Here is a 16,273-nt window from a genome sequence, read left to right as displayed (position 1 = left end):
TTCTTTATCAGCGTCCACTCTTGTCAGCAACTCTTTGTGCAATATTCATGAGCAGCATTTTCATTTCTTTTGTAATGATTGTTATGCCACGCCCACTTATAACGTACAAGCAGGTGACTTTGATTGCTTCAACATACATAGATTTTAAATAAGAATAACTGAGACTATTCAGCTTTCTCATTCAACATGCAAAAACAACGATGCGCCTTAATAAATAAAAGCCTTGCCCCACTATGAAACCCTATAAAATACGTATCGTAATAAGTTAATATTTTCACTGAACTTTTTTGAGAGTTCCTTCTAAAAAAAATACCGCCAACAAGTAAATCAATAAATAAATAGCAAAAATATAAACGAGTGAGAAAAAGCCAAATATATTGACCATATACGCACTCATGTAAAAAAATACCAATAAGCTAAATCTCCCAACGGTTGACAAGAAAGATTCATATGTAGCCCTGAAATGATCACTAATACTATCGTGCAAGATAACTTCTACACGAAGATATGTATACTTAATGAGATAAAAAATCATACAGACTAAAATGACAGCCATTTCTTTTCTTGGTTCAAAGAAAGCGACTGTAGAAATCAGTAAAGCCGAAAGAAACAACAGTAAAATAAAATTCACTCTTTCACTTAGTTTTGTAAAGAGAAAACTAGCCAAGAGCTGAGAGAGCAATATCAATGAAAATGTCACACCAAGATCAAAATAAGTGACATTAATATTATGATCTTTAAATATCCACTGCCAATACTGCGAGAATATATTGAAAAAAATCAATGAAAAATAAAAGCATAAAGAGATATAAGGAACTTTAATAAAAATAGATAACATCTCCTTAGCTTCACAAATGAGAGAATTCGCTTTATTTGGTTTTTTCTCCCCCTTCAAGTCATCAAGAAAAAACAAACCAAATAGTGTTGTCATCAACATTAAAAACGCCGCGATATACCATATATATTGGCTCGAATAATCAGCAAAATATGCCCCGATTAAACTGAATATAAACATGCCGATGTAATTATATTGAGAGCTGGAACCAAGCACTTTTTTAGTGGATGTCAATTTTTCTTTTGCATATTGAACAAGTAAAGCATTATAGGCTCCAGCAATTAATGTCAGCGATAAGGCATTAAAAGTTTCTGCCAAAAGAAAACCATAAAAGCTTGTAGAAAATCCCATGAGAAAGAGCCATGTGGCAGCAAAAGCCGCTGCCAAAACGATCGATATTTTATAACTTTTTCGATCAGCAAAATATCCCAGAGGAATATCGGTAACCATCATAATAAAAGCCTGAAACGACTTAATGACACCTATATCAATAAGCGTTAAGCCTTTTTCAAGCATATAAAAGACAATAAAGGCGCCAGTTAAAATCCTTATACCGTTAAATAAAAAGCCAAACGCTAATATACTTGTCATGCACTCCCCCAATAACGCCAAAAAAGGCACCCGTATACATCATTTTATATCAATATAAAAGCTTACATTTTACGACAAATAGGACTATAATCGCTATAAGGATTTCCAATCCTATCAATTTGATACCCCAAAAAATGCTGGGAAAATGCCTGAAAAATCAATAAACAATGTTCTTTCTATAATTTGATATTTGAAGAATCCGTTAAATATTTTACTGTCTCAAGAGCAGCCAAAAAACCAGCAACAACATTTACGGATCTATTTAAAGTATTCATATCGTTTTGCTTAATAGTCTTAACACACTCAAACTCATTAATATCCTTCATAAGCTTCTGATTCTAAAACAGGCATATCATCTGGTTTTACCTAAAATAATAAGCAACCAACAACAGTATTGACCATAGCTAAAGCAGCATACAACAGCACCATCTTCACATTGAAGACAGCTTGTTTAAAAAAAAACGACACACCCTTTTTACTTCAACCTTATGCGATTTTTACCTCAACCTTGCCCAAAGCGTGTATGAATATAATCACTCAAAAGCGCTTCAAATTCTTCAGCAATGTGATCACCCCGTAAAATTTTTACCTTTTGTCCCTCAATAAAAACAGGTGCCGCAGGACTTTCCCCCACTCCAGGCAAAGAGATTCCAATATCCGCATGCTTTGACTCCCCCGGTCCATTGACGATACATCCCATCACAGCAACCTTCAAGCTTTCAACGCCAGGGTATTTTTCACGCCAAACAGGCATATTTTTGTATAAATCTGCTTCAATTTTTTGTGCCAATTGTTGAAAGACCGTTGAGGTTGTGCGCCCACAACCAGGACAAGCCGCAACAACAGGCAAAAATTGCCGAAACCCCATCACTTGCAAAAGTTCTTGCCCCACCTTTACTTCTCGTGTCCGATCACCACCAGGTTTTGGTGTTAAGGAAATTCGTATCGTATCACCAATCCCTTGCTGTAATAAAATACCCAAAGCCACCGAAGAAGCAACAATGCCCTTTGTTCCCATCCCAGCTTCCGTTAATCCCAAATGAAGAGCATAATCACAACGCGCCGCCAAGGTGGTATAAACAGCAATAAGATCTTGGACATCACTCACTTTAGCAGAAAGAATAATTTTATCACGCCCCAATCCTAACTCTTCTGCTAAAGCAGCCGAAAGCAAAGCCGACTGAACAACAGTTTCCCGCATCACTTCAGCAACCGATAAAGGATTTTCTTGCTGTGCATTTTCATTCATAAGCCGTGTTAACAACGCATTATCAAGAGAGCCCCAATTCACGCCAATGCGAATAGGTTTATGATACCGACAAGCAATCTCAATAATTTCTGCAAATTGACGATCTTTTTTTGCGCCAAAACCAACATTTCCAGGATTGATGCGATATTTTGCAAGCGCCTCAGCACACGCAGGATGCTCTGATAAAAGCTTATGGCCAATATAATGAAAATCCCCCACCAATGGGATAAAAAATCCTAACCTCTCCAATCGCTCCCGTATTTTTGGTACAGCTGCCGCCGCTTCATCGCGATCAACAGTAATTCGAACCAATTGTGAACCAGCTTGCCAAAGAGCAGCTACTTGAGAAACAGTTGCATCAACATCAGCGGTATCTGTATTGGTCATTGACTGTACAACTATCGGGCTCTGCCCCCCAATAATCACATCACCAACAGCAACACCAACAGATCGACGACGCTCAAGTGGTTTAGATAAAAAATAGGTCGTACTCATCAAGTCCTCAAATTTTTAAAACCTGCGCTATCAATCATTATTTACATTGACTTCCTCCGCGCTTCAAAGGACGAAAATTACACCGCCCACCAATCTTAACAGATTGCTCTCAAAAGGTTCTACCTACTAACACTGATGCAATACAATTCATAGGTGGATTCATTCTATAGACGCACCGGATAAGTTCTACTACTTCTGTTCAAGTTTATACTTCTACACTTGGTTGCTTCAAAAAGAAACTGAAACAAAACAGAGACAATACTGTATTTTTAAGTTGCATGCCGATACCTTAATCAACGTCACCACAAAACAGTGTTTACAACACAACAGATAACGCCTAACAAAGCGCAATTTTTAAAAATGCATGAAAGACATCGCCAAATTAATCCAACATATTGATTTATAATAATCTATTTTTTACAAATTTGAATAGCAACCCCAAATATCGTAAGATTTCCTCATTTTAAATCTTCTTAATTGAATCAATCAATACCACTCCCTACAGCCACAAGAGAATAGATAGATAAAAACTCCTTATAAACTATTTCAAGTGCCAAAAGCTATCCCAACACTTTAAACAAACAAAAAAATGAAGACATCGCCCACCATCTTTATGAATGAATCTTACACCATTTTGTAAAAATTTTTACCTTACATCCTTAACAAACACCATCACGAAATGAACTCAAGTACATTAAGAAATGCCTCATTAAACCCAAACTTTTAATTCTCATCTCACCCACGCGCGGCATTATCAATGCAACCTTTCAATGTTCAAGCCGTTATAGCAAAACCCCAAACACCATCCCAACTGTCACACAACAATTTAACACATGAAGGAGTCAATAAATGTGTCTATTTTCACCCCATAGAAAAAATGCTAAAATTAAAAAACGTATAGCACAATTAAAAAGAGAGCTGGTCCCCGTAAATCATTGGAGTTTTCAAAATGATAGCTTTGAAAATATTTCTGAGCTGTTTAACACATGGAAACAAAAAGGCCGTCACGCACTTTATCACCTCAACGAACATGCTACAGAATTAAAGAAAAAAGCGAAAGAAAATCCTAAAAAAACCCTCGCATTAGCAGCAGGAGTCGTTTTAGTAAGCTTCTTACTGATCCGTAAAAATTAATAACACAACCAATAACCTTCCCTTTTAATGCCCGCCTTAAAACGGGCATTTTTATGGTTTACAAAATATAAACTTTACGTCTTCCTCCTAACTTTACGCCCTCACCCAAAAGGATAAGTTTCCCATCCGACCCAGTCTATAATCCAATTTTTTATCTGGCTTCCCCCTACCCCCATCTTCCAAACATGCGGTGACACCACACCTCAAAGGACAGTGTTGTGCAAAACCACAAGCAAAGCTTCCAATACTCCACCCCCCCTACTGAGTTAGTTCAAAAGAAATGGAAGTGAGTAAAGATGCATGCGCTTTAATATTCTAAGGAACATTATTTTACATCATGACATAAAAGTATAAGAAGCCTAAGAGCTTTAAAACATGTAGTATAGCAAACCAAACGAAATCTTCCAATGTAAACAACCACTTGCTATAAGTAAATGACGCAAAAATTAAACTGAAAAAACCCAAAATTTCATCCTCCAGAATCGACTCGCTGCGAAGTATCTACATAGGTAACCACGGACATGCCAGGAATGAGTTTTTCAATCCCTTCCTGCCCAGGATCTAAAGCAATCCGTACTGAAATACGTTGCGCAATTTTGATAAAATTACCAATTGTCGTATCCGTTTTTAACAATGAAAACTCTGAGCCTGTAGCAGGTGCAAAACGAACCACACGCCCTGTTAACTTTTTGTTGTTCAATGCATCAACAGAAAAAACAACCGGTTGTCCCACACGCATCTGAGAAAGTTGCGTTTCCTTATAATTAGCAATAATCCAAATATCATCAGAAATAACAGAGACCAATTGTGTCCCCGGCATAACATATTGCCCTACCCGCGCTCCAACTAATCCAATATAGCCTGTTCGAGGAGATAAAATCTTTGTGTGATCGAGATTAAGTTTTGCCAACTCAACACTCACCTTCGCTCCCGCAATTTCTGACTGTAAACTTTGCCGTTCAAGATCCAATTGTTTTTGCAATTGGCGTTTTGTTTCAAGAGCTGTCAAGAGTTGTGAAAGAGGACGAGAAACAGAACTTGCCGCATCACCAAAACCTAACTTTTTACTATCTGGAACAACATTGGAAAATGCTCGTGAACGCGCCAATTCCACCTCTGCTGTATTAATTTCGCCCTGCAAAAGCTGTGCTTGTAATTCAATACTTGCCAGTTTTGCATTTTTTGAATCGAGAACAGCCTGTGCCCGTGCAAGCTGCTGCCGAAAAAGAGAATCATCGAGCTCAAAAAGCAGCATTCCCTTTTCAACGCGTTGATAATCTTGCACATAAATCCGTGCGATTACCCCAGAGATCTGTGAACTAACCAGAGTAACATTGCCCTTAATAGAAGCATTATCCGTTATTTGAATGTTACTCACAAAAGGAGGAAGCCTCCAAGCCCACAAAATCAGCAAAACACCCGTAATGCCCGATAGGAATGCAACAATCGTAGCTTTTGACCGTAATTTTTTTATCATTTTTTTTGCACCCCTCTTTTTATGACATTACTCTACTTTTCTAATGCACGCAAAGAGCATGACTTAACAATCATTGTGACAAGAAAAATAACGAATACAACCATTGAAATATAAAAATAAAGCCGAAAAACGTCATCATAAGCAAAAATATTTGCTGTTAACTTAAATTTCTCTATCAACATAGAAGTACCCTGCTCACTTCTCAAGCCATTGGGAACAGAAACACCATAAGAAGGCGAAAATAAAGTATTCATCTCACCAGAAATAAGCGGATCAGTAATAATAATATTTTGTGTTAAGGACTCAAAGTTCTTATGGGCAAAATAAAACTGAAGGCTGCCAAAAAAAGCCGACCCCATCAATCCCCCTGTCACTTGCGTTAGCAAAAAAACAGCAATAAAACTTAAAACGTAACGCGGTCCTCGCTCACCAGCGATCACAAACCCTTTGAAAAGAGCAGGAGGCAAAAAAAGTGCATAACTAAAACTCACCAACCCTTGGCTCAACATCATATCTTGTGGGCGCGTTAAATGGTTTACATGACTATCTAAATAAGCTCCTAACGCCAAACAACCCAAAGACAACAAATAAAAATAATCCTCACGCCCCGCCCGTAAAAAAAAGACACAAACAGCCCCCCCTAACAGAATCCCTAATGTCACCGCAAGATACATGGGCGCCATCTCACGATTGAGCAAACCAAAAAGATTAAAAAACCCTACGGGCAAATTTGACCGCTCCAATAAAAAAACATGAAAAATAAATAAAATAAAAACAGATTGGACCATTTCTTTACTGAAAATCCAACGGAGATCAATCAACGGTTTTTCTCTATTAAGCTCAATAATAATAGCAATAGCCAACGAGAAAATAGCAAGTGCGAGCCCCCAACCAATCCATGGTGCTTCATACCACCAATACAATATGCCAACAGACATGATCACAGCATTTAATCCAAGACCAAGAGCAATCAAACCATAGCTTATCCAATCTAATTTTTGAATAACCTTACTACGCACAACAGGAGTAAGAGGCAAAGTATAGATACAGACCAAGCTGATAAGAACCAACCCCATTTCCAGAGCGGAAAGACTGGAAAAACCACCATTTTCCAGCAAATCAGGAGAAATCAAACGTGATAAAGGTGCCGCTAAAGCCGCATTCATATAATTCAAACTAAGACCAACAGTAAACTTCTTTGCTGGAGCAAAAGCCTCCATCATATAAAGCAGCGCAAGCGAAGCCAAAGGAGCAGCAGCAATCCCAGCAAAAAAGCGAATAATCAATGCAGAACGCAAATCCGTAACAAAGAGCTGCAACACGCAAACCAAAACAAAGCCAAGAATTGATAATTCAGCAAAAGCGCGCAGCCCAAATTGATAGCGGATTTTGATCAACATAATCGCTACACTCACATTTGGCGCCATATAAGCCGCTACCAGCCATGTCGTCTCGGCCAAAGTTGCATGAAAATCACCCGTAAGATGGACAATGTTAGACTGAACAATATTAGCCCCTAAACCATAAGCCCATTGCAAAATAAGAGAAGCAAAAATATAAACAAAGCACTTTGGCAAAGGTCCCGCAAAGACACGACCAGGATGAGGAAAAGGTTTTGCACTCCTTTTAGCAGACACAACCGTACTCTTTTTTCCGCTCATGTCATCTTTTCCTGTAACTCTGCTACGCTTCTATCAACACAGCACCATCAGCTGACAACTGCTGGAAAAAAGCCTCTATTTTATGATTGTCCTCATCACTTGTCCCTCCTTCTAACGTCGCTTGAATCTGCAAAATCTGCTGTTCTAATACATCAAAAGAAAGATTCTCTACAGCCACAACGTGCTCTACCAATAAAGAGCAGCCTGAAAAGGTAATATTTGCAACGCCCCCGCATACAGCAAATAATTTTTCACCCAAAGAGGTGCGAACACGAACACTGCCCAACACAATACTTGCCGCCAATGGCGCATGGTGCGCCATAACTGTCAAATAACCTGAGGCTGAAGGAAGAACAACAGACACGACCTGCTCTGAAAACACAATTTTTTCAGGCGATATAAGCTCAAATAAAAAATGCTCTTCTCTATTGTTTTCCACAAAAGTCTCCACAATACCCGATATAAGGACTCTTTGTTTTCTTCAACGACTCGTCCTTTTTAACGAAAAATACCCATGACAGTTTTCTCTTGAATAAGAAGCCTCTTACTAAGAAGCCTCTGCCATGAGACGCTTTCCTTTTTCAAGTGCTTCATCAATCGAACCAACCATATAAAAAGCAGCTTCTGGCAAATCATCATAATCGCCAGCACAAAGACCTTTAAAGCCTTTGATTGTCTCTTCTAAAGGAACGAGTTTCCCCGGTGAACCAGTAAAGGCTTCCGCAACATGGAAAGGTTGTGAAAGGAAACGTTCAATTTTACGCGCCCGCCCCACCAGCAACTTGTCATCTTCAGAAAGTTCATCCATTCCAAGAATAGCAATAATATCCTGAAGCGCTCTATAACGTTGTAAAATGGTTTGTACTTGACAAGCAACTGTGTAATGCTCTTCCCCCACAATCAATGGATCCAACATACGCGAGAAAGAGTCAAGCGGATCAACCGCTGGATAAATCCCCTTTTCCGCAATAGAGCGCGAAAGAACAGTTGTTGCATCCAAATGAGCAAAAGACGCTGCCGGCGCCGGATCCGTCAAGTCATCTGCCGGAACATAAATTGCCTGAACGGAAGTAATAGAGCCTGTTTTTGTACTGGTAATACGTTCTTGCAACGCCCCCATATCCGTTGCCAAGGTAGGCTGATACCCAACAGCAGAAGGAATACGCCCTAAAAGAGCAGATACCTCAGCTCCTGCTTGCGTGAAACGGAAAATATTATCCACAAAGAAGAGAACATCTTGTCCTTCATCACGGAAACTTTCTGCAATTGTCAATCCTGAAAGAGCCACACGCGCACGCGCTCCTGGTGGTTCATTCATTTGCCCGTAAACAAGAGCACATTTTGACCCTTCCGTTGAACCATTATTCTCTTTTGGATTCACATTCACGCGACTTTCGATCATTTCATAATAAAGATCATTTCCTTCACGTGTACGTTCTCCCACACCAGCAAATACAGAATAGCCACCATGTGCCTTTGCAATATTGTTTATAAGCTCCATAATGAGAACGGTTTTTCCAACACCAGCACCACCAAACAAGCCAATTTTACCCCCTTTAGAATAAGGGGCTAACAAATCCACGACTTTAATACCGGTGACGAGAATTTCCGAAACAGTCGATTGCTCAACATATTCAGGTGCCTCTTGGTGAATAGAACGTGTTTTGGTTGAAGCGATTGGTCCCACATTATCCACCGGTTCCCCAATCACATTCATAATACGTCCCAACGTTGCTTCTCCTACAGGAACGCTAATTTGTGTGCCTGTATCCACAACCTTTTGGCCCCGCATCAAACCATCAGTCGTATCCATAGCAATCGTACGCACAGTATTTTCACCCAAATGCTGCGCAACTTCTAATACTAAGCGATTACCTAAATTCTCTGTTTCCAAAGCGTTGAGAATATTTGGCAATTCACCTTCAAATTGCACATCAACGACAGCACCAATAATCTGCTTGATTTCACCAACAGCGCCTTTTGCATGCTCTTCTTTTTTTGCGGATGTATCTTTTTTTACAGGTGTATCTTTAGCTGCATCACGCGCAGGTACAGAGGAAGCCTTTACATCCACTTGAGATTTCGAAGCGGCTTTTTTCACGCCGGAACGAGCAGCTGGTTTCTTTTTTTCACCTTTTTCTGTTCCTTTGCTTGAGGTTACTGCTTTTACCATCAATTCTTACCTTCTCCATTTAAAGCGCTTCAGCGCCCGCAATAATTTCGATCAATTCTGTCGTAATCTGTGCTTGACGTTGACGATTATAAGCCACCGTCAATTTACTAATCATTTCACCCGCATTGCGCGATGCATTATCCATAGCTGTCATCTTGGCGCCCATTTCACCAGCAACATTTTCTAGCAAAGCCCGAAAGATTTGCACCGAAAGATTACGTGGTACAAGGGCCTCTAAAAGAGACGCAGCATCAGGTTCATATTCATAAACAATCGATTGTGAACCTTTGTTATGATCGGTTTGCTCCACAATATCTATTGCCCTAACAGTTGCTTTTGGAGCAACCATTGGAATCAAATCCAAAGCTGTTGGACGCTGATTAATTACGGAAACAAATTCAGAATAAAACAGCGTACAAACATCGAAAGCGCCTTCATTGAATAAATCAACAATCCGTTGACTAATCATCACTGCTTCTGCAAAACCAATTCGCTTTACAGCATGCAAATCGATATGATCAATTATCAAGCCTTTGTAATCACGCGATAAAATATCCGCGCCTTTTTTACCCACAGTGATAATTTTTACTATTTTATCAGCCGCCAACAATGCCTTAATCTGTTCACGTGCACGACGAGCAATTTGCACATTAAAAGCACCACACAAACCGCGCTCAGCAGTACACACCACCAAAAGATGCACATCATCGCGCCCCGTACCACGCATAAGAGTAGGCGCATCAACACCATCTACATCAGCAGCAACACTGGTCAAAATATCAGCCATTCTCTTCGCATAAGGGCGTGCAGACTGCGCTGCCTCTTGAGCACGATGCAACCTTGCCGCTGCAACCATTTGCATAGCTTTGGTAATCTTTTGTGTTGCTTTAACCGAAGCGATACGGTCTCTAAGATCTTTTAGTGAAGCCATTCAAGCATTCCATCAATTCATCACGAGAAATTTTTCGCATAAGTATCAAGAACAGTTATCAACTTATCTTTCAGCTCATCTGTTATTTGCTTTTGCTCAGCAATTGCCTTTAAGAGATCTTGATAATCACTACGCAACAGCACTAAAAGTCCCTGCTCAAACCGCGCAACATCAGAAACCGCCAAAGCATCAAGATAGCCATTCACACCCGCGAAAATAACCACCACCTGTTCTTCTGTTTTGAGCGGAGAAAATTGCGGCTGCTTCAACAGCTCTGTCAAACGCGCACCCCGATTTAACAGACGCTGGGTTGACGCATCCAAATCAGAGCCAAACTGCGCAAAAGCTGCCATTTCACGATATTGCGCCAATTCACCTTTAATCGAGCCAGCAACTTGCTTCATTGCCTTAATTTGTGCAGCAGAACCAACACGCGATACAGAAAGACCAACATTTACAGCAGGACGAATTCCTTGATAAAACAAATTAGTCTCTAGAAAAATTTGCCCATCAGTAATCGAAATCACATTTGTAGGAATATAGGCAGAAACATCATTTGCTTGCGTTTCAATAACCGGCAAAGCTGTCAACGACCCAGATCCATTTTCCGCATTCAACTTCGCAGCCCGCTCTAAAAGACGCGAATGCAGATAGAAAACATCTCCCGGATAAGCTTCACGACCTGGAGGACGACGCAATAAAAGAGACATTTGACGATACGCCACCGCCTGTTTTGATAAGTCATCATAACCAATCAAAGCATGTTGCCCATTATCACGGAAATACTCACCCATAGCACACCCAGCAAGAGGTGCAATAAATTGCAGTGGTGCTGGATCAGAAGCGGTCGCTGCAACAATAATAGAATATTCCAGCGCTCCACGTTCTTCTAAAACTTTAACGAATTGTGCCACCGTCGAACGTTTTTGACCGATAGCCACATAAATACAATAAACTTTGTCTTGCTCTCGTCCAGCCCCTGTCTCATGAAAAGGTTTTTGGTTTAAAAATGTATCGAGCAAAATTGCTGTTTTTCCTGTTTGGCGATCACCAATCACCAATTCACGCTGCCCCCGTCCAATAGGGATGAGTGCGTCAATCGCTTTCAATCCGGTCGACATCGGTTCATGGACAGACTGACGCGGAATAATTCCAGGAGCCTTAACATCGACACGACGACGCTCTGTTGCTTTAATGGGCCCCTTACCATCGATAGGGTTTCCCAACGCATCAACCACACGCCCAAGCAAAGCGGGACCCACAGGAACATCGACGATAGCACCTAACCGCTTTACACAATCACCTTCACGAATATCACGATCTGAGCCAAAAATGACCACACCAACATTATCAACTTCCAAATTGAGTGCCATACCACGCACACCGTTTGGAAAAGCGACCATTTCCCCTGCTTGGACATTATCCAAACCATAAACGCGAGCAATACCATCCCCTACAGAGAGAACCCAACCAATTTCTGAAACCTCAGCCTTTTGGTCAAAGTTTTTGATTTGCTCTTTTAGAATTTTTGAAATTTCAGATGGTCTAATATCCATCAGCTGACCTCTTTTTTCAATGCAAGCTTAAGTGAAGACAATTTTGTGAGAAGAGACGTATCAATTTGAGACGACCCCACACGAACGATTAATCCACCAAGAATTGTTGGATCCACAACGATGTGCAGCAAGACTTTTCCTCCAACAACACCTTCCAAAGCCTCACACAACTCTTGTCTTTGTTGAGAACTTAAGGCGCGCGCAGAAACAATTTGCGCAGTAACCTGCCTACGAGCGCGTGCAACACAATGCTGGAAAGCACGTAAAATACCAAATACAGCACTAAGCCTACGGTTTGTGGCAATAACGCGTAAAAAATTACCAATGACCTGCCCTGCATTTTTATCAGCAAATTTGATGTTTGCACAAACAGATTGCATCACCTTAATTTGCTCTTTAACTGAAAAGAATGGACTAAGCACAAAGCGTTTTAAATCCTTATGCTCCAAAACAAGCAAAAGATCCTCTACTGCCTTTTCAACCTTTTCAACGTTTCCGGCTTCTTGAACGCAATCAAAAAGCGCTTGCGCATAGCGTTGATCTACCAACAGCAGCGGTATGAGAGAAAATGAATCCGACACGAAATACCGCCTCTTTCCCTTGAGCGACTCTCTGATAGTTATCAGATGAAATGAAACAGACATTCTCAATCTTAAGAATCTTTTTCTTAAAACCTAGAACAAAAATCACTTGGTTTCTAGCATAGACATAGCCGACTCGCAACACCACAAATCGCTGCTTTTTAAAAATTTTAATAAAATATTCAAAATATTTTTGAAAAGCATTTTTTTTAGATATACAGGATGGCATCACAGTTTTTTTATGCCTCTTTTTGACATTCTCTGAGCGATTTTTTCACTCTCTTTGATTTTTCTTCAAATGCCCTTGCCACCAAACGCTCTTGTCACCATAAAAAAACACTCCCTTTATCACCACAAGACCTTTAATGAGATGCAGCTGCGATTGAAAAAGTCTATTATTTCAAACTGATAAGAAAGAAAAAACAATGAATATCCTCCTAAAAATTAAAGAAAACATTGATTTATAATGATAATATATCATTTTTCATACCGGATAAGCTTCAAATATCGACAAATTCTCTCTTTTCAAATTTTTTTATCAAAATCACGCCCTTCATTAAGCCCGCGTAGCTTCACTTTATATGGCACTATATTGCACTGATTTTAGAAGAAACATAGATCAATATCAATTTGAACGCGAATAGAATTGGGTATTTTGGGTGTACAACTAAGCATTTTCAGCCCTTATAATCCGCCTATCAAAAGAATACTGTCCCTCATACAAAAAAGAAGTAAAAGCCGAAATGATAGTGCCCTCGAAGAAGAGAGGCCCTTCTGCTGGTTCTATAACAAAGATATTTTTTCCCGTGGCTCCACTTAATGCAATGGACATGTATCATATTTTGCTGCCTGGATGCTTATTCTGAATAATATAAGAGTTCAAGTAAAGCACCTTAAGCAAAGAGACCTTCACTTTATGCGATACTGGTTTTAGAAAAAACTTTGCGGATCAATATCAATTTGAACCCGAACGGAACTGGGCATTTTGGGTGTACCGCTAAGCATTGCACGTATAAACCCTTGTATATCAAAAGAACGCTGTCCTTGCAGCAAAAGCCGAAAACGATAACGCCCCCGAACCAAAGCCAAAGGCGCTTCTGCTGGTCCCATAACCGAGATATTTTTTTCCCGTGGCGCTGCCTGACGCAATGCGCGCGCATAATATTCTGCTGCTTGGCGCTGTTGTGCAGACACAATCAAAGAGGCAAGCCGCCCATAGGGGGGCAAATGATAATGCTGACGCGCTGCAATCTCACGTGTGTAAAAATCTTCTGGCTGGCATGCAAGTAAGGCTTTGATGACCGGATGATCTGGTTGATAAGTTTGCAATAATCCTAAACTTTTCAATCCCACACGCCCTGCTCTTCCGGTAACTTGAGAAAGCAGCTGATAGGTACGTTCACTTGCGCGTAAATCGCCATTGGCAAGACCAAGGTCAGCATCAATAACGCCAACCAAAGAGAGCTTGGGAAAATGATGTCCTTTAGCGACCAACTGTGTTCCAATAATAATGTCCACATCGCCATTGGCAATGGCTTGCAATTCGCTTCGCAACTGCCCAATTCCTCCTTTAAGATCTGTTGAAAGAATCAATGATCGTGCCTGTGGAAAAAGCATTTTTGTTTCTTCTGCAATTCTTTCCACACCCGGTCCACAAGCTACAAGATGATCTAAAGTTCCACATTCAGGACAGGCTTCAGGAAGCGGTTGATGATATCCACAATGATGACATTTCAGTTGCCCTTGCGCGCGATGTTCTACCAACCAACTTGAACAATCGTTACAATGAAAACGATGTCCGCAAATTCGGCATAAAGTTAAAGGTGCATAACCACGGCGATTAAGAAAAAGAAGAGCTTGTTCACCCTTATCAAGCGTTTGTTTTAAAGCTCTTTCAAGAGCAAAGGAAATAAAGCGCCCCTTTTGCACCCCTCCTTGACGCATATCAACCACCCGCAACTGTGGAAGTGCGACTTCTTTAAAACGGGATGGTAAATGCACCTTTTGATAACGCCCTTTTAAAACATTGGCTTGGCTTTCAATCGACGGTGTGGCTGAGGATAAAATAACAGGAAAATGCTCAAAAGAGCCCCGTGCAACAGCCATATCACGCGCATGATAAAAAATGCGCTCTTCTTGTTTATAAGCGCTATCATGCTCTTCATCGACAACAATCAAGCCAAGCTCATGAAAGGGAAGAAAAAGTGCCGAACGAGCCCCCGCAACGACACGCACCCGCCCTTCTGCAACTTGCCGCCAGACGCGTTCTCTACGACGTGGCGTCAAATCAGAATGCCATTCTGCTGCCGCAGCGCCAAAGCGTGCATAAAAACGATCTAAAAACTGCTGAGTTAAAGCAATTTCCGGCAATAAAATTAAAACCTGCTTGCCCCCTTTGAAAGCTTGAGCGACCGCTTCAAAATAAACTTCCGTCTTTCCTGATCCGGTAACACCATCAAGCAAAAAAACTTGAAACTGAGAAGATAAAACACCTTCCCGCAATAATGTTGCTGCTTCATTTTGCGCTCCCTGCAACTGAGGGGGACAAAAATCAGGATCAGGCATTGCCACAAGATCAGGAGCAGGAACCTTAACATCTTCAAAAATTCCTAGCGCTTTTAAACCTTCAACAACAGAAACCGAAGTTCCAGCCGCATGTGCCAGACCAGAACGTGTCCATATCTTCTCATTACGCACCAATTCCAAAATCCGTGATCGCGCTGGTGTGAGACGTTCTACATTTCCACCACAATATCGCAAACCCAGCATCTGCGCTTCCGGCTCTAAAGCAGCCGGTACCGACAAAACCAATCGTGCTACAAGACCAAAAGGTGCCATTGTATAGCGACTAACAAAACGCAAAAATGTGATCATTTCTGCCTTTAATGGGGGACAATCAAAAACATGAAGCAGAGAGCGTAATTTTTCACGCGCCACAGGAGCAGACTTTTGCCCATCGGCTGTCTGCTCTCCAACGTCCACAACAAAACCGCAAAGCTCACGCCCCATCAACGGAACCCGAACAAAGGAACCAACGTTCACCTCCATAGAAGATGGAACTTTATAACTATAAGCGTGAGCAACAGGAAGAGGAACCAATACGGATACAATCTTTTCCTCTATCATGTTTGAATTCATCTTTTAAACCAATCTACGACCTATTGAACACCAACAGGCCTAAACCTTAATCTTTAAACACTCTTATAAAATTCATTGCAGGATTCAATCCCCCCGATTACAACACTTTTCTAACAAAAATTCTTTTTAATACTCATTTCATCACCAAAGTGCCAATAAAAGAACCAATCTCATCGTCTATAATAAAAAACTCTATAGCAAAAAAAACAGCGCCATTCTTCTGTGCAAATAAAGCGCATCACTATTAAGCATTCAACATGCTATCGGTTAAGTGCATCCTTCAACAAAGCGATCCCATAGTATGACTTCTTCCCAACGCACACTTTTATTTTTTTACCGCCTCATATCTCAATTTATCTTCAACAAACTGATTTATAAAGATATAATCATCATTTTACCTATTGTAATAAAACCCTCAATACGATGAATTTTTCTCATTTCAACCCCATCGA

11 protein-coding genes are annotated in these 16,273 nt (G+C 40.5%); 1 reads left to right on the top strand and 10 read right to left on the bottom strand.

The genetic code is table 11. From position 1 onward, the window contains the following. Positions 1-274: 274 nt before the first annotated feature. Both ACFINK_RS03510 and ispG read right to left on the bottom strand, forming a co-directional pair. Positions 275-1,426 (bottom strand): MFS transporter, encoded by a 1,152-nt coding sequence (locus tag ACFINK_RS03510; protein ID WP_375621014.1) that lies wholly within the window; start codon positions 1,424-1,426, stop codon positions 275-277. A 502-nt stretch (positions 1,427-1,928) separates the two neighbouring features. Continuing rightward, positions 1,929-3,170: a flavodoxin-dependent (E)-4-hydroxy-3-methylbut-2-enyl-diphosphate synthase gene (gene ispG, locus ACFINK_RS03505; protein ID WP_375638261.1), complete on the bottom strand. Its 1,242-nt coding sequence runs from the start codon at positions 3,168-3,170 to the stop codon at positions 1,929-1,931. A gap of 849 nt (positions 3,171-4,019) precedes the next feature. On the opposite strand from ispG, the gene ACFINK_RS03500 reads away from it, so the two are divergent. Beyond that, on the top strand, positions 4,020-4,304 hold the full coding sequence (locus ACFINK_RS03500) for a hypothetical protein (protein ID WP_375611728.1): 285 nt from the start codon (positions 4,020-4,022) through the stop codon (positions 4,302-4,304). Between the two features lie 469 nt (positions 4,305-4,773). On the opposite strand, the gene ACFINK_RS03495 is transcribed toward ACFINK_RS03500, so the two are convergent. The 8 genes from ACFINK_RS03495 to ACFINK_RS03460 all read right to left on the bottom strand — a co-directional run bounded on the left by ACFINK_RS03495 (position 4,774) and on the right by ACFINK_RS03460 (position 15,809). After that, positions 4,774-5,781, bottom strand: coding sequence for an HlyD family secretion protein (locus ACFINK_RS03495; protein WP_375611727.1), 1,008 nt, complete (start codon positions 5,779-5,781; stop codon positions 4,774-4,776). A gap of 32 nt (positions 5,782-5,813) precedes the next feature. Next, positions 5,814-7,442 (bottom strand): MFS transporter, encoded by a 1,629-nt coding sequence (locus ACFINK_RS03490; protein ID WP_375638260.1) that lies wholly within the window; start codon positions 7,440-7,442, stop codon positions 5,814-5,816. 22 nt (positions 7,443-7,464) lie between these two features. Next, positions 7,465-7,881, bottom strand: coding sequence for a F0F1 ATP synthase subunit delta/epsilon (locus tag ACFINK_RS03485; RefSeq protein ID WP_375638259.1), 417 nt, complete (start codon positions 7,879-7,881; stop codon positions 7,465-7,467). A gap of 108 nt (positions 7,882-7,989) precedes the next feature. Beyond that, positions 7,990-9,615, bottom strand: a complete 1,626-nt coding sequence (gene atpD / locus ACFINK_RS03480; protein WP_375638258.1) for a F0F1 ATP synthase subunit beta — start codon at positions 9,613-9,615, stop codon at positions 7,990-7,992. Positions 9,616-9,634: 19 nt separating this feature from the next. Further along, the gene (locus tag ACFINK_RS03475) at positions 9,635-10,546 is read right to left on the bottom strand and encodes a F0F1 ATP synthase subunit gamma (protein WP_375611723.1); all 912 of its coding nucleotides are present in this window, start codon (positions 10,544-10,546) and stop codon (positions 9,635-9,637) included. Positions 10,547-10,566: 20 nt separating this feature from the next. Next, positions 10,567-12,102 carry a F0F1 ATP synthase subunit alpha gene (atpA, locus tag ACFINK_RS03470; protein WP_375611722.1) on the bottom strand — a complete coding sequence of 512 codons (1,536 nt, stop codon included), beginning with the start codon at positions 12,100-12,102 and terminating at the stop codon, positions 10,567-10,569. Continuing rightward, positions 12,102-12,683, bottom strand: a complete 582-nt coding sequence (gene atpH / locus ACFINK_RS03465) for an ATP synthase F1 subunit delta (protein ID WP_375638257.1) — start codon at positions 12,681-12,683, stop codon at positions 12,102-12,104. The genes atpA and atpH overlap by 1 nt, the downstream gene beginning before the upstream one ends. Positions 12,684-13,613: 930 nt before the next feature. Then, positions 13,614-15,809, bottom strand: coding sequence for a primosomal protein N' (locus ACFINK_RS03460; protein WP_375638256.1), 2,196 nt, complete (start codon positions 15,807-15,809; stop codon positions 13,614-13,616). Positions 15,810-16,273: the final 464 nt, after the last annotated feature.

The organism is Bartonella sp. AA16NXGY (assembly GCF_042197325.1).
Lineage (GTDB): Bacteria > Pseudomonadota > Alphaproteobacteria > Rhizobiales > Rhizobiaceae > Bartonella.
This window is presented reverse-complemented; position numbering and strand designations above follow the sequence as displayed.

Bases quoted from the DNA above. Each gene is read 5' to 3' on its own strand.
- atpD (WP_375638258.1), bottom strand. From the start codon at position 9,615: ATGGTAAAAGCAGTAACCTCAAGCAAAGGAACAGAAAAAGGTGAAAAA.
- ACFINK_RS03500 (WP_375611728.1), top strand. From the start codon at position 4,020: ATGTGTCTATTTTCACCCCATAGAAAAAATGCTAAAATTAAAAAACGT.
- ACFINK_RS03490 (WP_375638260.1), bottom strand. From the start codon at position 7,442: ATGAGCGGAAAAAAGAGTACGGTTGTGTCTGCTAAAAGGAGTGCAAAA.
- ACFINK_RS03495 (WP_375611727.1), bottom strand. From the start codon at position 5,781: ATGATAAAAAAATTACGGTCAAAAGCTACGATTGTTGCATTCCTATCG.
- ACFINK_RS03510 (WP_375621014.1), bottom strand. From the start codon at position 1,426: ATGACAAGTATATTAGCGTTTGGCTTTTTATTTAACGGTATAAGGATT.
- atpA (WP_375611722.1), bottom strand. From the start codon at position 12,102: ATGGATATTAGACCATCTGAAATTTCAAAAATTCTAAAAGAGCAAATC.
- ispG (WP_375638261.1), bottom strand. From the start codon at position 3,170: ATGAGTACGACCTATTTTTTATCTAAACCACTTGAGCGTCGTCGATCT.
- ACFINK_RS03475 (WP_375611723.1), bottom strand. From the start codon at position 10,546: ATGGCTTCACTAAAAGATCTTAGAGACCGTATCGCTTCGGTTAAAGCA.
- ACFINK_RS03460 (WP_375638256.1), bottom strand. From the start codon at position 15,809: ATGATAGAGGAAAAGATTGTATCCGTATTGGTTCCTCTTCCTGTTGCT.